Source organism: Sandaracinus amylolyticus (genome assembly GCF_000737325.1).
Lineage (GTDB): Bacteria > Myxococcota_A > Polyangia > Polyangiales > Sandaracinaceae > Sandaracinus > Sandaracinus amylolyticus.
In genome coordinates, this window is sequence record NZ_CP011125.1 from 1609256 (window position 1) to 1628531 (window position 19276).

19 protein-coding genes are annotated in these 19276 nt (G+C 72.9%); 6 read left to right on the forward strand and 13 right to left on the reverse strand.

Translation table 11 applies throughout. The features are described from left to right. Positions 1–4: 4 nt before the first annotated feature. On the reverse strand, positions 5–763 hold the full coding sequence (locus tag DB32_RS06700; protein WP_240481169.1) for a protein-L-isoaspartate(D-aspartate) O-methyltransferase: 759 nt from the start codon (positions 761–763) through the stop codon (positions 5–7). A gap of 80 nt (positions 764–843) precedes the next feature. On the opposite strand from DB32_RS06700, the gene DB32_RS06705 reads away from it, so the two are divergent. Both DB32_RS06705 and DB32_RS06710 read left to right on the forward strand, forming a co-directional pair. Continuing rightward, positions 844–2175: an APC family permease gene (locus DB32_RS06705; protein ID WP_053231586.1), complete on the forward strand. Its 1332-nt coding sequence runs from the start codon at positions 844–846 to the stop codon at positions 2173–2175. Positions 2176–2188: 13 nt separating this feature from the next. Next, positions 2189–2689: a GNAT family N-acetyltransferase gene (locus DB32_RS06710; protein WP_053231587.1), complete on the forward strand. Its 501-nt coding sequence runs from the start codon at positions 2189–2191 to the stop codon at positions 2687–2689. A 49-nt stretch (positions 2690–2738) separates the two neighbouring features. Here DB32_RS06710 and DB32_RS06715 read toward each other — a convergent pair whose 3' ends face one another. Then, complete coding sequence (locus tag DB32_RS06715; RefSeq protein WP_053231588.1) at positions 2739–3263, reverse strand: Mpo1 family 2-hydroxy fatty acid dioxygenase; 525 nt, start codon at positions 3261–3263, stop codon at positions 2739–2741. An 85-nt stretch (positions 3264–3348) separates the two neighbouring features. Between DB32_RS06715 and DB32_RS06720 the strand changes: the two genes are divergently transcribed. After that, a complete protein-coding gene (locus tag DB32_RS06720) occupies positions 3349–4059 on the forward strand; it encodes a Crp/Fnr family transcriptional regulator (RefSeq protein ID WP_053231589.1) in 711 nt (236 codons plus the stop codon). Here DB32_RS06720 and DB32_RS06725 read toward each other — a convergent pair whose 3' ends face one another. Continuing rightward, the gene (locus DB32_RS06725; protein ID WP_075097466.1) at positions 4060–4920 is read right to left on the reverse strand and encodes an MYXO-CTERM sorting domain-containing protein; all 861 of its coding nucleotides are present in this window, start codon (positions 4918–4920) and stop codon (positions 4060–4062) included. It lies immediately after the preceding gene. A gap of 100 nt (positions 4921–5020) precedes the next feature. Continuing rightward, positions 5021–6079 (reverse strand): zinc-binding dehydrogenase, encoded by a 1059-nt coding sequence (locus tag DB32_RS06730; protein ID WP_083458475.1) that lies wholly within the window; start codon positions 6077–6079, stop codon positions 5021–5023. An 80-nt stretch (positions 6080–6159) separates the two neighbouring features. Here DB32_RS06730 and DB32_RS06735 point away from each other — a divergent pair, with 80 nt between their 5' ends. After that, positions 6160–7089, forward strand: coding sequence for a LysR family transcriptional regulator (locus DB32_RS06735; protein ID WP_053238711.1), 930 nt, complete (start codon positions 6160–6162; stop codon positions 7087–7089). On the opposite strand, the gene DB32_RS06740 is transcribed toward DB32_RS06735, so the two are convergent. Genes DB32_RS06740 through DB32_RS06770 form a run of 7 tightly spaced genes read right to left on the reverse strand, consistent with a single transcriptional unit; the run spans position 7058 to position 13244 of the window. Beyond that, the gene (locus DB32_RS06740) at positions 7058–9058 is read right to left on the reverse strand and encodes a MopE-related protein (protein ID WP_169791363.1); all 2001 of its coding nucleotides are present in this window, start codon (positions 9056–9058) and stop codon (positions 7058–7060) included. The two genes, DB32_RS06735 and DB32_RS06740, sit on opposite strands and share 32 nt — an antisense overlap. Positions 9059–9104: 46 nt before the next feature. After that, positions 9105–9596: a GNAT family N-acetyltransferase gene (locus tag DB32_RS06745; protein ID WP_053231592.1), complete on the reverse strand. Its 492-nt coding sequence runs from the start codon at positions 9594–9596 to the stop codon at positions 9105–9107. Further along, on the reverse strand, positions 9596–10501 hold the full coding sequence (locus DB32_RS06750) for an endo alpha-1,4 polygalactosaminidase (RefSeq protein WP_053231593.1): 906 nt from the start codon (positions 10499–10501) through the stop codon (positions 9596–9598). The genes DB32_RS06745 and DB32_RS06750 overlap by 1 nt, the downstream gene beginning before the upstream one ends. A 15-nt stretch (positions 10502–10516) precedes the next feature. Then, complete coding sequence (locus DB32_RS06755; protein ID WP_053231594.1) at positions 10517–10789, reverse strand: DUF2277 domain-containing protein; 273 nt, start codon at positions 10787–10789, stop codon at positions 10517–10519. A gap of 9 nt (positions 10790–10798) precedes the next feature. Further along, positions 10799–11566 (reverse strand): NAD(+) diphosphatase, encoded by a 768-nt coding sequence (nudC, locus tag DB32_RS06760; protein ID WP_075097834.1) that lies wholly within the window; start codon positions 11564–11566, stop codon positions 10799–10801. 52 nt (positions 11567–11618) lie between these two features. Beyond that, positions 11619–12383: an endonuclease/exonuclease/phosphatase family protein gene (locus DB32_RS06765; protein ID WP_053231596.1), complete on the reverse strand. Its 765-nt coding sequence runs from the start codon at positions 12381–12383 to the stop codon at positions 11619–11621. Positions 12384–12407: 24 nt separating this feature from the next. After that, on the reverse strand, positions 12408–13244 hold the full coding sequence (locus DB32_RS06770; RefSeq protein ID WP_075097835.1) for a hypothetical protein: 837 nt from the start codon (positions 13242–13244) through the stop codon (positions 12408–12410). 233 nt (positions 13245–13477) lie between these two features. Here DB32_RS06770 and DB32_RS06775 point away from each other — a divergent pair, with 233 nt between their 5' ends. Further along, positions 13478–16084, forward strand: a complete 2607-nt coding sequence (locus DB32_RS06775) for a PAS domain S-box protein (protein ID WP_053231597.1) — start codon at positions 13478–13480, stop codon at positions 16082–16084. Here DB32_RS06775 and DB32_RS06780 read toward each other — a convergent pair whose 3' ends face one another. Continuing rightward, on the reverse strand, positions 16085–17107 hold the full coding sequence (locus DB32_RS06780) for a zinc-dependent alcohol dehydrogenase family protein (RefSeq protein ID WP_053238712.1): 1023 nt from the start codon (positions 17105–17107) through the stop codon (positions 16085–16087). It abuts the gene before it with no gap. A gap of 114 nt (positions 17108–17221) precedes the next feature. Here DB32_RS06780 and DB32_RS06785 point away from each other — a divergent pair, with 114 nt between their 5' ends. Continuing rightward, entirely contained in the window at positions 17222–18121 is a 900-nt protein-coding gene (locus tag DB32_RS06785; RefSeq protein ID WP_053231598.1) for a LysR family transcriptional regulator, read from the forward strand. Here DB32_RS06785 and DB32_RS49030 read toward each other — a convergent pair. Further along, positions 18108–19208, reverse strand: a complete 1101-nt coding sequence (locus DB32_RS49030; protein ID WP_053231599.1) for a MarR family winged helix-turn-helix transcriptional regulator — start codon at positions 19206–19208, stop codon at positions 18108–18110. The genes DB32_RS06785 and DB32_RS49030 overlap by 14 nt on opposite strands. Positions 19209–19276 lie beyond the last annotated feature (68 nt).

Sequence of the window (19276 nt, forward strand, 5' to 3'; positions counted from 1 at the left end):
GCGCTCAACGACCTCGCGCCTCGCCGGTCATCGGCACGAAGAGCACCGGGATCCCGCGCGATCGGTCGTAGCCGTCGTCGGTGCGCGTGATCACGACGAGCTCCTGCTCGGCGCGCTCGCCGACGGGCACCACGAGGCGCCCTCCGACGCGCAGCTGCTCGAGCAGAGGCCGCGGGACCTCGGGCGGCGCCGCGGTGATCACGATCGCGTCGAACGGCGCTTCCTCGGGCCAGCCGCGATAGCCGTCGCCGATGCGTGCGTGCACGTCGTACCCGAGGCGCTCGAGATCCTCGCTGGCGCGCTCGCCGAGCCGCTCGACGATCTCGATCGTGTACACGTCGGCGCCCATCGTGCGCAGGACCGCGGCCTGGTAGCCCGAGCCGGTGCCGACCTCGAGCACCTTGTCGCCCGGATCGACGTCGGCGAGCTGCGTCATCAGCGCGACGATGTACGGCTGGCTGATCGTCTGCTCGTGGCCGATCGGCAGCGGCTGATCCCAGTACGCCATCGAGCGGAGATCGTCGGGCACGAGCTCGTGGCGCGGCACGGTGCGGATCGCGTCGAGCACACGATCGTCGTGGATCCCGTCGCGCGCGATCGATCGCGCGAGCTCCTCGCGCTCGTCGGCGTAGGCATCGTGCGAGGTGTCGGCGCCGGTCGACGCCGCGGGCGCATCGGCCTTCGCGGCGCGCGGCTCCGCGGGCTCGCGCGAGCAGCCCAGGCCGATACACGTCGCGAGCACGAGCCACCGCATCGCTCTCATCGTCTCCTCCTCGACGCGATCGCGGCGGCAAGAGCGACACCAGAGTTGGCGCGCTCGCGCTCGCTCCTAGGCTCGCCGTGATGACGCACGCGCGCGGTCGGCGGATCTCGGCGCGCACCGCGACGATGCTCGTCATCGCGAGCACGATCGGCACCGGCGCGTTCACCACGACCGGGCTCCTGCTCGACGATCTCGGCGGCGCGATGCCGGTGATGATCGTGTGGGCGCTCGGCGGCGTGCTCGCGATGTGCGGCGCGCTCGCGTACGGCGAGCTCACCGCGGCGATGCCGGAGAACGGCGGCGAGTACGCGCTGCTCTCGCGCATCTACCACCCTGCGGTGGGATTCGTGAGCGGATGGATCTCGCTCGTCGTCGGCTTCTCCGCGCCGATGGCCGCGGCCGCCATCGCGTTCGGCGCGTACCTCGAGCCGCTCGTGCCCGGCGTCGACTCGAAGCTCTGGGCGATCGGTTTGATCCTCGTCTTCTCGGGCGTGCACGCGACCGGCGCGCGCGGTGGTGCGCGGTTCCAGGACGCGATCACGGCGCTCGAGCTCGGCCTCGTCGCGCTGCTCGCGATCGTCGGGCTCGCGCTCGGTGAGCCGTCGCGCGCCCTCGAGCTCGGCCGCGGATCGCTCGGTGGGCTCGCGACGAGCGGTCGGCTCGCGGTCGGGCTGGTGTGGGTGAGCTTCAGCTACACGGGGTGGAACGCGGTCGCGTACGTCGCGGGCGAGGTGAAGGACCCGGAGCGAACGCTGCCGCGCGCGCTGCTCGGCGGGACCGCCGTGGTCACTTGCCTCTACGTGGCGCTCAACGCGGCGTTCCTCGCCAGCGCGCCCCCGAGCGTGCTCGCGGGGGAGGTCGACGTCGCGCAGGTCGCGGCGCGGCATCTGCTCGGTCCCGAGGTCGGCGTCGTGGTCGGCGCGGTGGTCGCGGTCGGGCTCGCGACCACGGTCGGTGCGATCGCGATCACCGGGCCGCGCGTGTACGAGCAGATGGGGCTCGACCACCCGCGGCTCGCGTGGCTCACCACGTCGCGCGCTGGCGCGCGCGGGCCGGTGCGCGCGAGCGTGCTGCAGACCGGCATCGCGCTCGCGCTCGCGGCGACGGCGACGTTCGACGCGCTGCTCACGTACATCGGGTTCACCCTCGCGATCAGCAACGCGCTCACGCTCGCGGGGGTGTTCGTGATGCGCGCGCGCGAGCCCGCGATGTCGCGTCCCTATCGCGCGTGGGGCCACCCGTGGACCACCGCGGTCGCGATCGCGCTGAGCGTGTGGATGACGGTGCACACGCTCTGGCAGCGTCCGATCGCGGCGCTCGTCGGGCTCGCGACGATCGTGATCGGGCTGCTGCTCTACGTGGTGCTCTCGGAGCGGAGCGACCTCGGAGGTCGCGTCACGCGCGCGGCGTAGTACACATCGCGCGATGCAGATCACGATGCGCCCCGCGGTCCGCGAGGACGAGGCGTTCCTCTGGCAGATGCTGACCCACGCGGCGTCGATGGACGCACCGCTCGAGGAGGCGATCGCGTCCGCGAAGATCGATCCGAGCCTCGAGGGCTACGTGCGCGCGTGGGGCACGCGCGACGGCGATGTCGGCGTGATCGCGTGCAGTCACGACGGCGCCGCGCTCGGCGCGGCGTGGGTGCGCGCGGGCAAGCCCGGCGTGCCGGGCGCGATCGTCGCACCGGGCATCGCGGAGCTCGCGATCGCGACGCGCCCCGAGGCGCGCGGGCTCGGGCTCGGCACGCGCATGCTCGAAGCGCTCGTCGTCGCGGCGCGCGCGCACCATCGCGAGATCGTGCTCTCGATGCGCGAGACCAACCCCGCGATCCGGCTCTACGAGCGCGCGGGGTTCGTCCTGGAGCGCGAGATCGTGAATCGCGTCGGTGGCCGCTCGTTCGCGATGCGACGCGCGATCGCATGAGAGCTCCTCCTCCTTCGCGCGCGGGCCGGGCCCCGCGGGAGGAAGCGCTTCAGCGCGCGATCGCGACGGTGCGAGCGCGGGTCGGTCCGGCGCGGCGCTCGACCTCGCGCCGCACGTCGTCGCGCAGCCCGAGCGCGAACGCGATCTCGGCGACCAGGAAGAGCGGCCCGACCGCGAGGCCGATCAGATCGTCGACGAACGCGGGCTTCTTGCCCTCGAAGCCGTGCCCGACGAACTGCACGGCCCAGCCGATCACGAAGAGCCCGAGCGACACGCCGAGCCACACCCCGAACGACTGCGCGGCGATCGCCGTGCCGCCCCACACCGCGAGCGACATCAGCACGCTCATCACGAGACCGAACCGGCGATCGAGCGCGACGTAGAACCCGCACGTCGCGATCGCGACCACCGTCGCCGCCGAGATCGAGACCGCGCCCACGTCGATCGCGGCGCGCGCGAGCAGCGCCGCGACGCTGAGCACGATCACCGGGATGCCGACGAAGTGCGTCACGATGTTGCGGCGATCGCGGTGATAGCTCGCGTAGCTCGAGAGGTGGTCACCCAACGTCCTCATGGTTTCCGTCCCTTTCGCCTCGCACCATGCGCCCCGCTCGCGAGGGAGATTGTCGGGCGGCCGACGAAACGCGGACAATGGGCGGATGGACGCACGCGGCGCAGCGAAGTACGAGGCGCTCCTCCGAGCGGGGCGATGGTTCGCGAGCCTGCCCGAGGGGTTCCGTCGCGCGCTGATCGACGCGGCGGTGATCCGCAAGCTCGCGAAGGGCGAGTGGCTCTTCGCGCGCGGCGATCCGCCGAGCGGCCTCTTCGCGTGCGTCGAGGGCAGCGTGCGCATCACCGGGCACGTCGCGGGCGGCAAGGACGACGGCAAGGAAGTGCTGCTCGCCATGGTCGAGCCGCCGCTCTGGTTCGGCGAGCTCTCGGTGCTCGACGGACAGGCGCGCACCCACGACGCGATCGCCGACGACGCGTCGGTGCTGGTGCACGTCCCGCAGCCCGCGCTCGACGCGATCCTCGAGCGCGAGCCGCGCTACTGGCGCCCGCTCGGCGTGCTCGTGAGCGCGAAGCTGCGCGTCTTCTTCACGGTGATGGAGGACGCCGCGCACCCGCTCGCGATCCGCCTCGCGCGGCGGCTCGTGCTCTCCGCCGAGCGCTACGGCGACTGGCACGATCGCAGCAGCCGCGTCGTCGAGCTGCGACAGGATCAGCTCGCGACGATGCTCGCGACCTCGCGCCAGACCGTGAACCAGCTGCTCAAGGATCTCGAGGCGCGCGGCGTGGTGCGGCTCGCGTACGGCACGATCGAGATCGTCGATCTCGATGCGCTGCGGCGCGCCGCGACGCCCGGCTGATCATCGACGTCGTCGTCGCAGCAGCGCGACCGCCCCCAGCAGCACGAGCACGAGCGCCGACGGATCACGGCGATCGTGGGTCACCGCGCAGCCGCCGTGGATCGTGCCGCTCGCGCCCGGCGCCGGCGGCGAGGGCGGCGGCGCAGTGGGCTCGGTGCCCGCGTCGAACGGGCGACCCGCATCGACGGGATCGCTCGGCGCCGTGCCCGCGTCGTCCTCGGTGATCGTGCCTGCGTCTTCTTCGACCGGCGGCACGCCGGCGTCGGGCGTCACACCGGGCGTCGCCGGGATGACGCTCGGATCGTACGTCGCGCCCGCGGCGACCTGCACCATCGTGATGCGCATCGTCGTCGGGAAGAACTCCTCGGGGTCGGGGCGCAGGTGCGCGAAGCCGCCTCCGCTGTCCGAGTCCTTCATGACGAGGTGCATCTCGCGGATGCCCTGCGTCCAGTCGATCGAGCCGTTCTCCCACCAGTCGCGCATGCCGACGTCGACGTCGTAGACGCCTTCCTCGGTGTACGTGCCGGTGCCGGTGCAGCCGTAGCCCTGCCCGATCCCGCGGTTCGGGATGTAACAGAGCACCCACTGCGTGATCTCGCCGCCTGCCGGCTTGTGGATCACCTCGGTGCGGATGTGGACGGTGCCGTTGCGGTAGTCGATCGGCGAGGTCCAGTCGCGCGGACGCTCGGGGTCGAGGTCGGTGACGTAGTAGTGCGAGCGGCTCGGCTCGGACGTGTCCGCGTCTTCCTTCGTGAACGTGAACATCACGTCGATCAGCACGAACTGCTGTGCACGAGCGACGTCGGGCGCGAGGGTGAGCGCGATGGCCAGCGGAAGGGCGCGGAGGAAGCGGGCTCGCATCGAGCGCGCCCGCGTCGCAACAGGCATACCGCGCGCGGATCGTCGGAGAACGCGAGGTGCGCGGAGCACGGAGCGCGCCGTGCTCCACGTCGCGCGCACCTCACGCGGCGGCGCGTGCGGCCGCCGGCAGCTCGGGCACGAGCACGATCTTGCCGACGAGATCGCCGCGCTCGTGCCGCTGGAGCGCGAGACCCGCGTCGCGCAGCGAGTATCGCGCCGCGACCTGCGCGCGCAGCGCGCCGGTCTCGAGCAGCGCGAGCACCTGCGCGAGATCCTCGCGGAGCTCGCGACGGAAGCGCGCCGGACGCAGCATCGCGTTCGCGCCGAGGCTGCTCCGGCCCCACACGTCGAACACCCGCGCGCGCCGGCGCGACGGCAGCACGCTCCACGCGAGCGCGCGCAGCATGTTGAGCACGATCGGCGTCCACGCCGAGCCCTGGGCATCACGCGTCGACGCACTGCCGTACGACACCAGCGTGCCGCGGGTCGCGAGCATCGCCCACGACGCGCGCAGGCTCGCGCCGCCGACGTGATCGAACACCGCATCGACTCCGTCCGGCGCGATCGCGCGCACCTGCTCGAGCACGCGTCCGGTCTCGTAGTCGATCGCGATCGCGCCCAGCGCCTCGATGCTCGCGCGCTGCGCGCCGCGGCACGTGCCGATCACACGGGCCCCGGCCAGACGCGCGAGCTGCACGAGGATCGTGCCCACGCCGCCGCCCGCGCCGTGCACGACGATCGTCTGCCCGGCGCGCACCCGCGCCACGCGGTGCAGCATCTTCCACGCGGTCGCGCCGTTCACGACGAGCGCGACCACCTCCGCGGCGTCGAGCCCCTCCGGGACCGGCACGAGCGCGTCGGCGTCGAGCACGACGTGCGCGGCCCAGCCGCCGACGTGCGTCATCGCCGCAGCGCGCGCGCCGATCCACGAAGGCGCGACGCCCGCGCCGACCGCGATCACGCGCCCGACCACGTCGTAGCCCGGCACGAACGGGAAGGCCGGCTGCCCCGGATAGCGCCCGCGTCGCATCTGCACCTCGGCGAACGACACGCCGGTCGCCTCGACCCGCAGCAGCACCTGGCCGCCTGCGAGCGGCGCGAGCTCGCGCTCTCGGGCCTCGAGCGTTCCGCCGTTCATCACGATCTCGTTCGTCTTCATGGTGACCTCCACGGCGCTCACCCTGCGGCGGTGGCGGTCATTCGTGAAATGGATAGTCTCCATGCACGATCATGGATTCCGTGAATCTCCGCTCGGTGGACCTGAACCTGCTCGTCGTGCTCGACGCGCTGCTCGAGGAGCGCCACGTGACGCGCGCGGGCAAGCGGCTCGGCCTCTCGCAGCCCGCGGCGAGCAACGCGCTCGAGCGGCTGCGCGCGATGTTCGGCGACCCCCTGCTCGAGCGTACCCGCGACGGACTGCGTCCCACGCCGCGCGCCGAGTCGCTGCGGCCCGCGCTGCGCGATGCGCTCGAGAGCACGGCGCGCCTCGTCGCGCGCGCGCGGCCCGACCTCTCCACGATCGTGCAGACGGTGCGTTGGTCCGTCGTCGACTACGGGCTGCCGCTCTTCGTGCCGCCGCTCCTCGCGTCGCTCGCCGAGCACGCGCCCGGGATCGACCTCGTGGTCTCGCCGTGGTCGGGCGCCGAGGACGCGCTCGCCGCGGTGAGCGACGGAGCGCTCGACCTCGCGGTGTCGGTGCACGCGCCCGGCGCGTCCGAGCTGCGCTGGCAGCGGCTCTTCGAGGAGCGCTACGTCGTCGCGATGCGCGCGGACCATCCGGCGCGGCGACGCTTCACGCTCGAGCGCTGGCTCGCGCTCCCGCACGTCGTGGTGTCGGGGCGCGGTCAGGCCAGCGGCGCGCTCGACGCGGCGCTCGCGGCGCGCGGGCTCTCGCGGCGCGTCGGGCTCGTGGTGCCGAGCTTCCTCGCGGTGCCCGCGATCGTCGCGGGCAGCGATCTCGTCGCGCTGGTGCCGGAGCGCGTGCTCCGCGCGGTCGTGTGCCCCGGCATCGTCGCGCGCGAGCCACCGCTCGCGGTGAGCGGCTTCGAGGTGGGGCTCGGCTGGCATCCGCGTCGCGACGGAGACCTCGCGACGATGCGCGTCGCGCAGGAGATCGTGCGCATCGCGCGCGCCGAGATCAGAGCCCCGGGCAGACGTCCTCGCGCGTGACCGGGACGTAGTACGTCCAGGTGCCCGAGCCCGGTCCGCGCGGCGGCTCGAACGTCGCGAGGTGCACGCGCGCCTCGACCGGCGCGCCGAACGTCACGCCCTCGACGGTGCGCGAGAACGTCCCCGCGGTGAGCCCGATGCGCAGCGGCGAGCCGACCGGCATGTCGTTCGCTGGATCGATCGTCGAGCTGCTCCCGTCGGCGCGATGGGTTTGCGTGCCGCCGTTCACGGTGAGCGTGACGATCTCCTCGTTCGCCGCGGTGCGCGGATCGTCGGGCTGGTAGTCGACGATCAGGCGCTGCGCGACCCAGCTCGATCCGCCGGCGTCGAGGTCCGCGTCGCCGTTCACGACGTCCTCGCCGTCCGAGCCGTTGCTGCTGCCGCGGATGCCGCCGCCCGCGCCGTGGCGGCGATAGCGGAACACGTCGTTCTGCGCGGGGTACGGCGAGAACACGCTGAAGCCGCTCCAGTGCCAGTCGAACGACACGCCCTGCAGCGTGGTGGGCACACCGCGGTCGGACGGCGCGCCGAGGTCGCCGCTGCCGCCGCGTGCGAGCACGAGCGACCAGCCGCCGAGCGGCATGCCGCTTCCGGTCGTGCGCGCCTCGACCGTGAGCTCGATGCGCACGCGGCCCCAGCCGACGTACCAGCTGCGGTCGAGCCAGAACGCGCCCGCGGTGTCGACCGCGCTTCCATCGAGCAGCGTGGCGTAGATCTGGAGCGGGTCGCTCCCGATGCCGTCGCAGCTCGCGACGCCGAACGTGTCGCCCGCGCCGCTGCACATCAGCGTGCCCGACGCATCGGTGGTCGCGAGCGGTCGCTCGTCGAGGAAGCCCTCGTTGCCGTCGTCGTCGCAGTAGTTGCAGGCCTCGCTCGCGGTGCATGCGCCGGCCCACGTGCAGTCGCTCGCGCACACGCGCGTGCCGGCGACACCGCACCGGTTGGTGCACGCCTCGCTCACGCCGCGCGCGCACTCGAAGCCGTCGTCGATCGCGCCGTTCGCGTCGTCGTCGCACCCGTTGCACGCCTCGCTCGCGACGCACGTCGCGTAGCCGAGACAGTCCGCGCGACACGTCGACGTGCCCGCCGCGCCGCACGCGTTCACGCATGCGACCGACTGACCGGACTGGCACACGACGACGCCGGGATTCACGTCGTCGACGAGGCCGTCGCAGTCGTCGTCGATCGCGTTGCACACCTCGCTCGCGCCGGTGTGTCGCGTGGGCTCGCCGTCGTCGCAGTCGCCGCGCAGGAGCACCCAGCCCTCGCGCTCGGCGCAGCCGCTCATCGGCGCGGCCGCCGCGTCGTCGTCGCCGCGACCGTCGTCGTCGGCGTCGGGCCAGAGCGTGAGGCGGCGTCCCTCGTCGACGAGCATGTCGCAGTCGTCGTCGACGTCGTTGCAGACCTCGGTCGCGCCCGGGTACACGGCGGCCGCGTCGTCGTCGCAGTCGGTGGCGCAGACGCGCGCGCCCGCGCCGTCGACGTTGCAGCACGCGACGGAGTCGATCCCGTCGCCGTCGGCGTCGCGCGCGCCGAACGTGGCCGCGTCGCAGTCCTCGTCGTGCGCGGCGGCGTCGCAGACCTCGGTGTTGCCGGAGAAGCGATCGCGATCGTCGTCGTCGCAGTCGGGGCCGCCGCACGCCGTCGCGCGCTCGCCGTCGCCGTCGCGATCGGGCTCGGCGCAGTCGCCCTCGCAGCGATCGGCCGCTTCGTCGCACGCGTCGGCGGGGCAGGGCGCCGTCGCGGGCGCGCAGCCGTCGTCGGCCGCGGCGCTCGAGCTCGGATCGCAGCGCTCCGCGCCGTTGCAGAAGCGGCCGTCGTCGCAGTCGTCGTCGACCTCGCACTCGTTGCGCGCCGCCGCGTCGAGCATCCCCGCGTCGTCGCGCTCGTGGTCTTCGCCGCAGCCGGCGAGCAGGAGCGCCCCGAGCCACCACGACAGCGCGATCGCGCGCACCCGACGAGTCGACATCCGGCGCGAGGGTACCAGGCGTCGGTCCGCGACGCGCGCGAGGCCATCACGCATCGAGCGGCTTCGCGAGCTGCACCATCGCGGAGCCCATCGGCGAGCGCGTGTAGCCGTGCTTCTCGTAGAGGCGGATCAGCTTCACGTTGTGCTCGTCGGTGTAGGTGATCGCGCGCGGCATGCGCTGCTCGCGGATCCACGCTTCTCCACGGCGGAGCAGCTCGCTCGCGATCGACGAGCGCCGACACGCGGGCTCGACGAACGTCGTCGAGAAGAGCCCGACCGGGCGCTCCGCCTCGTCGACGTCGAGCCTGACGATCGTGTGCCCGGTGACGTGCCCGCTCGCGTCCTCGGCGAGGTAGACGACGGCGGTGCTGCGCGCCGGATCGAGATGGAAGCGCACGCGATCGCGCAGCCACTCCATCGTGTACATCGCGGTCCCGCGCTCGGCGCCGAGCACCTCGACGAGCGTCTCGCGCATGCGCCGCGCGACGATCTCGATCTCCTCGTCGGACGTGGGATCGATCTCGCGGATGTGGTGCATCAACAGTCGTCGCGCACGTAGCCCGCTTCGCCGAGCGGCACGAGATCGAGGTCGCGCAGCACGATCGAGAGGTCCGGGAAGTCCGCGCATCCCGCGGTGAAGTCGGCCTCGCGATACTCGATCACGAGCACTCCGTCGCCGTACGCGTCGACGTAGTCGCCGCACTCGTCGTAGCGATTGCACTCCTCGGCGACCGCGAAGTCGGTGCCCATCTCGTCGCGCCGCGCGAGCAGCTCGGTCGAGTTCTTCTGCGCGATCGCGAGCCCACGCCCGTGCGCGACGTCCGAGAGCAGACGCATGAACGCGACCGCCTGGTCCTGCGTGAGCAGCCCTTCCGAGCGCGCGTACGAGTCGAGGTTGTCGATCTCGATCGCGTCGAAGCCGTCGTCCGCGCACTGCTCGATCCAGCCGCCGACGATCTCCGCGAGCGCCGCGCGCTTCTCGGGCGTGCGCGTGTCGAGCAGCATCTCGTCCCAGTCGCGATCGATCACGGGATCGCCGCTCGCGTCGCGCAGCACGAGGTCGGGATGCTCGGCGAGCCACCACTCCGACGCGTCGGGCTGGGCCTGGAAGCCGTTCACGTAGCAGAGGTTGTAGAGCCCCTCGGCGAGCGCCTCGGTGCGATCACGCGAGACGATCTGCACGCCGCTCGGCGGGGCGTACGCGCCGCCGAGCTGGTAGTCGAAGCCGGCGTTCGCGGGAGGCAAGCGCGGCTCGTCGGCGCTGCCTCCGTCGCGCGCCGTCGCGGCGTCGTCGCCGGGCCGCGCGGCGTCTGGACCGCGCGTCGCGCCGTCCATCACCGCCGCGTCGGGGACGGCCGCGTCGATCGGCGTCGCGCCGTCGTCATCGTCGCCGCCGCACGCCGAGAGACCGAGCACCACGATCGCGATGCCGAGACGCTTCATGCGCTCCGTTGTACGTCATTCGCGGCCGAAGCGGATCCGGTTCCGCTCGCGCGCCTTCTCGGCCTCGACGTCGCGATCGCGCGGCGCGGCGTTCGTCGTGAGCGAGACGAGCAGCTCGCGCGCGACCTCCGCGACGTCGTCGACGGCCTTCTGGAACGCGGCCTCGTTCGCCTTCGACGGTGCGTTGAACCCGCTCAGCTTCCGCACGAACTGCAGCGACGCAGCGCGGATCTCCTCTTCGGTCGCGGGCGGCTCGAAGTTGAAGAGCACCTTGATGTTGCGGCACATGCCGAGAGGTTATCGCGCCTCGCGCGCCCATGCGTCGATCAGCTGTCGCGCGATGCTCATCGGCGCCGGCACCATCGGGAGCTCGTCCGCGCGGAACCACTGCGCGTCGGCGATCTCGACGCCGTCGACGCGCACCTCGCCGGACGTCCACTCCGCCATGAATCCGATCATGAGCTGGTGCGGGTACGGCCAGGGCTGGCTGCCGAAGTAGCGGATCGCGCCGATCTCGATCCCGACCTCCTCGCGCACCTCGCGCGCGAGCGCTTCCTCGAGCGTCTCGCCGATCTCCACGAAGCCCGCGAGGGTGCTGTAGAACGGCATCGGGAACCGCGGGCTGCGCGCGAGCAGCGCGCGATCGCCTCGTCGCACGAGGCCGATCACGACGGGCGAGATGCGCGGGTACGACGTCAGCTCGCACGCTGGGCAGCGCAGCGCGCGCTCGCCCTCGACGGGCACGGTCGGCGTCGCGCAGCGACCGCAGAAGCGATGGGTGTCGACGAAGCCCGCGAGCTGCACCGCGCGCATCGCGCAGCCGAACACCTCGGCGCCGACCATCGCGTGCAGGGCGCGCAGGCCGATCGCGGAGTAGGGCGGCGGGAGCGCGTCGCGCGCGAGCGAGCACACCCACGACGTCGCGCCGCCGAGCTCGCCGACGCGGCGCGCGCTCGCGGCGTCGAGGCCGAGCGCGAGCAGATCGCCTTCGTCGAGCAGCGGGCTCGCGTCGCGGAGAACCAGGCCCTTCGGGTGAGTGACGAGGAAGACGCGCGCGATGTCCATCGTGCGCGACCCTGCGACCGCTTCGCGCGCGCGGCAAGGCATGGCCCACGCGTCACACGGCGAGCGACACCTCGACCCCGGCGTGATCGCTCGCGCGCGGCACGCTCCGGAGGCGCATCGAGCGCGCCTCGATCGATCCCGAGGTCCACACGCGATCGAAGCGGAGCCCGCTCCGGCGGTCGTTCTCCGGGCGCCACGTCGCGCGGGCGCTCTTGGGCGCACCGAGCTCGAGGAACACGTCGTGCACGCCGAGCTCGGGCGCGAGCACGTCCCACTCGCTCTCGCGCAGGTTCGTGTCGCCCGCGAAGACCGCGCCCTCGCGCGCGTCGCGCATCCACGTCGCGATCTCGCGCGCCTGCGCGAGCCGTGACTCGCCGCCGCTGCGCAGGCTCTCCATGTGCGCGGTGATCACGACCAGGCGCCGATCGGAGGGCGCGTGCCGGAGCGTCGCGATCGTGCCCGCGCGCGCGAGCGGGCTGTCGGCGAAGGCGCGACGCTCGCAGTGCTCGATCGTCCACGGCGCGCGCGCGGCGATCACCTCGTAGTGCTCGCGATCGATCGGCGTGTCGGGCCACAGCGTGAACCCCGCGGCCGCGAGGTGCGGCGCGAAGTACGCGCGGTGCGCCACGCGCACGACCTCCTGCAGCGCGAGCACGTGCGGCATGGGCGCGGTCGGCGCGCCCGACGCGGCGCGCGCGAGATCGCCGCCGATCAGGATCTCGAGGCAGAGGCGCTCCATGCGGTCGCCGAGCTGCGACTCGTCGAGACCGTCGACGTTCCAGGTGAGCAGGCGGAGCTCGTCGTTCGCGGTGGGCACGCGCGCGAACGTAGCGCGTCCCGATCAGAGCGCGACCACGCGCTCTCTCGCGTCGTCGATGCCGACCAGACGATCGAGCGCAGGCCGAAGCCGCGCGAAGTGCGCGCGCGTCTCCTCGCACGCGTTCCTCCCGTCCGGCAGCGTCCACGAGAGCCGATGCGCGTTGAGCCCGACGAAGTGCGCGCCGCACTCGCCGAGCGCCGGCCGATGCGGCGGGAACGGCGAGCAGATCGAGACCTCGTCCACCGTGACGACGTGCGTCTCCCGCGCGCTCGTGATCGCCGCGACCTGCAGGCCCTGCTCGTCGAGCTCGCTCGTGAGCAGCATCCCTCGCGAGTCGAGCACGCGGATCATCTCGGCCGTGAGATCGAGCCCCGGGGGGAGCCCCCGGATGCCGCTGTTGCGAGGGGCCGTCCCGCACTCTCGCGCGAACTGTCCGAACGCGGGCCTCACGTCCTCCGCGAGCACGCAGGACTCTCCGCGCGGGTCGTCGAGCCACGCGCGGATCGCCTCGGGCATCCGCCAGAGCACGCAGTCGTTGTCGAGCGCGAGCTCGTACGCGTCGGGCGCGACGCGCACCGGCGCGAACTTCCACGACGTGCCCTCCGTCAGCGCGCCGTCGAGGTGAGGGCGCAGCCGTGCGTCGAGCATGCCCGTCACGTCGAGCCACTCCACGTGCCCCGGCACCGCGCCCGCGCGAGCACGCGCGACCGAGAGCGGGACCGTGTTCACGCAGACGACGTAGCGCGCGCTCGGTCCGAACACGCGCATCGCGCCGTGCAGCGATCGTCGCAGCACGTCGTAGCCGTGCGTGCTCACGTTGCCGATCGTCCAGCGCAGCACGAGCGCACGGTCCCTCATTCGTCGCTCTCCTCGTTCCACGTCGGAGATCCCGGAGTGCAGCGGACGTGCCCCCGTGCGCGCGAGCACGTGCCGCAGCTTCTTCTCACGTCTGCTCGCGTCCACTCCGTGCCTCGGCGTCGCCATCCGTCGAGCGCGTGGCGCGCAGTGCCACGCCCGCGTCCTTCGCCCGGGATCCCGCGGCGCGGTGCGTTCCAGCACGCGAGACCGCGGGACTAGATGGGCTCCGAGCCATGCGCGCGATCGGGAAGCACGCCGAGGCGCTCGGGCGAGCCGTGCTGGCGATGTTGCCGCCCGCGCTCGTCCTCGTGCTCCAGCTCGCGGTGTGGCGCCTCTTCGAGCCCTACGCGTGGTTCATGTTCGTCCCGGCGCTGTTCCTCAGCGCGCGCGTCGCGCGGCCCCGCGTGGCGATCCTCGTCAGCGCGGCGACGACGCTCGCGATCTGGTGGTTCTTCGTCCCGCCGTACGGAGCGCTCGGAAAAGACGCGCGACACGCTCTGCCGGCGATCGTGTTCTTCTCGACCGCGATCGTGTTCAGCGCGTTCCACGAGCGCCTGCGCCGCGCGCGCAACGCGAAGAGCGCCGCGCGGGACGCCGAGTCGCGGCTCGCGTCGCTCGTCGAGCAGGCGCCCGACGGCGTCTTCGTCGCGGACCTCGAAGGCCGCTACGTCGACGTCAATCCGTCCGCCTGCCGCATGCTCGGCTACACGCGCGACGAGCTCCTCGGCATGAGCATCGTCGACCTGCTGCGGCCCGAGGACGTGCCGCGGCTGCGTGCGTCGCGCGAGCGTCTGCTCGACGGTCGCATCGAGGTCGGCGAGTGGCTCCTCCGCCGCAAGGACGGGGTGCTCGTGCCGGTCGAGGTCAGCGCGCGCATCCCGCCCCGCGGCCGATGGCAGGCCGTCGTGCGCGACGTGAGCGAGCGCCACCGCATCGAGCGCGAGCTCCGAGAGCGACAGGCCGACCTGCGGAGCGCGCAGGCGCTCGCGAAGATCGGCAGCTGGCGCGTCGACGTGACCCGCGGCGAGATCGTGTGGTCCGAGGAGACGCATCGCATCTTCGGCACGCCGCGCGGGACCGAGCTCTCGTACGAGACGTTCCTCGACGCGGTGCACCCCGACGATCGCGAGTACGTCGATCGCATGTGGCGCGCGGCGATGCAGGGCGCGCACTACGACATCGAGCATCGCTTGTTGATCGACGGCGAGGTGAAGTGGGTGCGCGAGCGCGCCGAGCTCGTCGTCGACGAGCAAGGCCAGGTGCACGGCGGGATCGGGACCACGCAGGACGTCACGGACCGCAAGCGCATCGAGCTCGCGCTGCAGGACGCGGAGCGGCGCGCCGTCGAGAGCGCGAACCGCATCCGCGCGCTCTCCGACGCCGCGGCCGCGATCAACGACGCGGTGGCGCGACTGCCCGATGCGAGCGTCGAGAGCGTCATGGACGTGATCGGCGCGCAGGCGCGCCTCCTCGTCGGCACGCAGTACGTCGCGATCGGCGTGGGCACCGATCCCAGCGCGCCCTTCGAGCACTGGATCGAGCTCGGCACGATCCCCGAGCACGTGAGCGCCGCGGGCAGAGCCGTGCTCCGCGTCCCGATCCGCCACCGCGGCGGCATCGTCGGCGACCTCTTCCTCGCCCGCGAGCACGACGCGCCGCCGTTCACCGACGACGACGAGCGGCTCGTCGATCTGCTCGCATCGCGCGCCGGCGCCGCGCTCGAGATCGCGCGCCTCTACCGCAAGGTCGCGCTCTCGCGCGCGTGGATGCACACCGTCGTCGATCAGATGCCCGAGGGCGTCCTGCTGCTCGACGCGAGCGGGCACGTCGTCGCCGACAACCGGAGCCTGCGCGCCTACGCGCCTGCCGGCGAGCGCGCGCGCGATCCCTTCGGCAACCCGGTGCCGCTCGATCTCCTGTGCGCGGACGGGCAGTCGCTCGCGCCCGACGAGATGCCCTACGTCGCCGCGATCGTGCGTGGAGAGCGCTTCGCAGGCCGTGAGCACCAGGTGCGCCGCCGCGACGGAAGCGTCGTCGCGGTGCTCGTCGGCGTGTCGCCGGTCCTCTCCGACGCGGGGGAGCTCACCGGCGCGGTGATGATCGTGCAGGACGTCTCGACGCTGAAGGAGCTCGAGCGCCTGCGCGAGGAGTGGACCTCGGTGGTCGCGCACGATCTGCGTCAGCCGGTGAACGTGATCACGCTCGCGGCGGGCATGCTCGCCGAGACGCGCGTGCCGCTCCCCGAGGACAAGCGGAGGTGGGCGATCGCGTCGATCGGCCGCTCCGCGGGGACGCTCGATCGCATGATCGGCGATCTGCTCGACGCGTCGCGGATCGAGGCACGCAGGATCACCGTCGAGCGTCGTGAGGCGTCGCTCGCGACGCTCGTGCGCGACGTCGTCGATCGCGTGCCGGGCGCCGGTGCGTGCTGCGACGTCGACGTCGCGCCGGGCGCCGATCGCGCCGTGCTCGCCGACCCGGTGCGCATCGAGCAGGTGCTGACGAACCTGCTGACGAACGCGCTCAAGTACGGCGAGCCGGGCGCGCGCATCGGCGTGCGGCTGGTGCCGCGCGAGCGCGAGGTCGAGGCGATCGTGACGAACCGCGGCCCCGGCATTCCGCCCGACGAGCTGCCCAAGCTCTTCCGCCGGTTCGAGCGCACGCGCTCCGCGCGAGCGGGACGAGAGCGCGGCATCGGTCTCGGCCTCTACCTGAGCAAGGGCCTGATCGAGGCGCACGGCGGGCGCATCTGGGCGGAGAGCACGCCGGGCGCGGAGACCAGCTTCCACTTCACGGTGCCCTACGCTCCGCGCGCACAGGCCGAGCTCGCGCACGCGTGATCACGGCACGCGGATCACGATCTTCCCGAAGTGCGTGCCCGCGGCGAGCTTCGCGAGCGCGCGCGGCGCGTCGTCGAGATCGAGCACCTCGTCGACGACCGGCTGGATGGCGAGCCGATCGACCGCGCGCGCGAGGCGCTCGTGCATCGACACCGAGCCGACGTGCATGCCCTCGACGGTCACGCTGCGGAACAGGATCGGCAGCGGATCGATCGCCTGGCCCATCCCGCCGAGCAGCCCCAGCACCGCGACGTGACCGCCGACCCGCACCGCCTGCAGCGAGCGCGAGAGCGTCGCCGCGCCGCCGACGTCGAGCACGTGATCCACGCCCTCGCCGCCGGTGATGCGCAGCACCTCCTCGTGCCACTCGGGGCGCGCACCGGTGTGCACGCGATCCCGCACGCCCAGCGCGGCCAGCCGGTCCAGCTTCGCCTCGCTCGACGACGTCGCGATCACGTGCGCACCGCTCGCGAGCGCGAGCTGCGCCGCGAACAGCGACACGCCGCCGGTGCCCTGCACCAGCACGCGCTCGCCGGGCAGCAGGCGCGCCGCGCCCTCGAACAGCGCCTGCCACGCGGTCACCGCGGCGCACGGAAGCGTCGCGGCCTGCTCGAACGAGAGCGACGCCGGCATCTTCACGACGCCGCTCGCGGGGAGCACCACGTGCTGCGCGAGCACGCCGTCGCGGTGACCGATGCCGAGGCTGCTCGACTCGTGCTCGGCGCGATAGGGGCCGTCGCGCCACGTGGGGTAGTACGCGCTGGTCACACGCTCGCCGACGCGCAGCGTGGTCACGCCCTCGCCGACCGCGGCGATCTCGCCCGCGCCATCGGAGAGCACGACGAGCTGCTCCTTCACCGGACCGCCGTAGAGCCCTCTCGCGATCATCAGGTCGCGGTAGTTCAGCGACGCCGCGCGCATCCGCACCAGCACCTGCCCCGGCCCGGGCTCCGGCCGCGCGCGCTCCACCCGCGTCCACGCGTCCACGCCCGAGCCCGGCTTCCCGATCACGACTGCCTGCATCACGAGCACCTCCGTTTTTCCGCGACGACCGATGCGCGAGACCATGCATTCGTGCGCAGGAGTGCGGTAGAACGCGCCAGCGCACGTGACTCGTGCGTGGAAGGAACGAATCGGATGGTCGAAGGCATCGACGGCATCCGCTGCCTCGTCCTCAGCGTCGAGACGGGCAGCTTCGCGGCGGCGGCGAGGAAGCTCGGCGTCACTCCGTCGGCGGTGAGCCGTCGCGTCGCGCAGCTCGAGCGCGAGCTCGGCGTCGCGCTGCTCGCGCGCACGACGCGCTCGTTGCGGCTCACGCCCGACGGGCAGGCGTTCCACGATCGCTGCGTGCGCGCGCTCGCGGAGCTCGAGGAGGCGTGCGACGCGATCGCGCACGCGAAGAAGCGCCCGTCGGGCCTGTTGCGCGTCGAGATCGCGACGAACCTCGGGCGCGTGATCGTCGGGCCCTCGCTGCCGCGCTTCCTCGACCGGCATCCCGACGTGCGCGTCCACCTCACGCTGCGCGATCAGCTCGTCGATCCGGTGGTCGAGGGCGTCGACGTGCTCGTGCGCATCGGGCCGCTCGCGAGCTCGAGCTTGATCGCGCGCAAGCTCGGCGAGACGCGCCTCGTGCGCTGCGCGTCGCGCGGGTACCTGCGCAAGCACGGCAAGCCGCGCACGCCCGCGGACCTCGCGTCGCATCGCTGCCTCGGGTGGCTCGACGGGACGCGACCGCGTCCGTTCACGTTCGCCTCCGAGGAGGGCACGTACACCCAAGAGATCGCCGGTCCGTGCCACGTCAACGACGCCGACGTGCTCGCGCAGCTCGCGGCGTCGGGGAACGGGATCGTGACGCTCTTCGACTTCCTCGCGCGCGGCTGGATCGAGCGCGGCGAGCTCGTCACGGTGCTCGACGAGCACGGCGGCGCGACGTGGCCGATCCACGCGCTCTATCCGCCGAGCCGCCACCTCCTGCCGAAGGTGCGCGTGTTCCTCGATCACCTCGCGCGAGTCTTCCGCGAGATCACTCCTCGGTGACGGAGAGATCGCTCGCGCCGCCGGTGAGCTCGATCGACCAGCGATCGGTCGCGCTCTCCCAGCCGCGCGTCGCGAAGCGCGCGGTCGCGCCGAACGAGCCCATGCGCTGATCGTCGAAGGCGAGGCTGTTCGCGCCGCCGCGCACCACGGCCTGGGCCGCCGCGCCGCGCGGGCGCCGCACCACGACGTGGTTCGCGCCGCCGGTCACGCGCAGCGTCGCGGTGCCGCGCGGCCTCGGCAGGTGCAGCTCGCACTCGCTCGCACCGCCGGTGATGTCGATCGCGCGCACGTCGACGTCGCGCAGATCCGCGTCGAGCTGGGCGACGCCGCCCTTGATCTCGATCGTCCACGGCACCGCGCTGGTGAGCACGAGCTCGGCGCCGAGGTCGTGCCGGCCGAGCCACGAGAACCCCTTGTACTGGAAGGTCACGGTGCCGTCGGGCTCGACGCGCACCTGCGGGCGCTTGCCGTCGAACGTCGCGCGATAGAGGTCGCGGATGCGCGCCCCGCGCATCGTGAGCTTCGGCGCGCCGGACACGAAGCGCAGGCGCCCGCGCTCCGCGCTCCCGATCGACGCGCGCGTGCCGTCGTCGCTCGCGCGCTCGGTGGTGCTCTCGTCGGCGGCGGGCTGTGCGAACGTCGCGATGCCCGCGAGCAGACGCTCGGCGGCGGTCTCGAGCAGCGCGATGCTCGCGGAGAGCGTCGCGTCGTCGACGCCCGAGAGCGCCTCGACGAGCAGTCGCTCGCGCGAGGCGCGGTGCGCGTCGATCACGTCGCGCCGCGCCGGCGCGAGCTCGACGAGCACCTGACGGCGATCGGCCTCGCCGCGCGTGCGCTGCACCCAGCCCGCGCGCTCGAGCCGATCGACGAGCCCGGTGACCGCGCCCGTGGTGATCACGAGCGCCTCCGCGATGCGACCCGCGGCGAGCGGGCCCGACTCGTCGAGCAGGAGCAGCGCCTCGAGATCCGTGATGCCGAGGCCGAGGCGATCCGCGGCGGCCTGGCGGAGGCGGCGCTCTGCCTCGCCGACGCGATGGAGGGCGCGCTCGAGGGGCCGGACACGGTCGGACTTGCGCGGACGGGACACGACGGACGCTCGCCTTCTTGACGAGGCGATATCTTAGCTACTAAGATATCGACGGTCAGAGAGTCTGG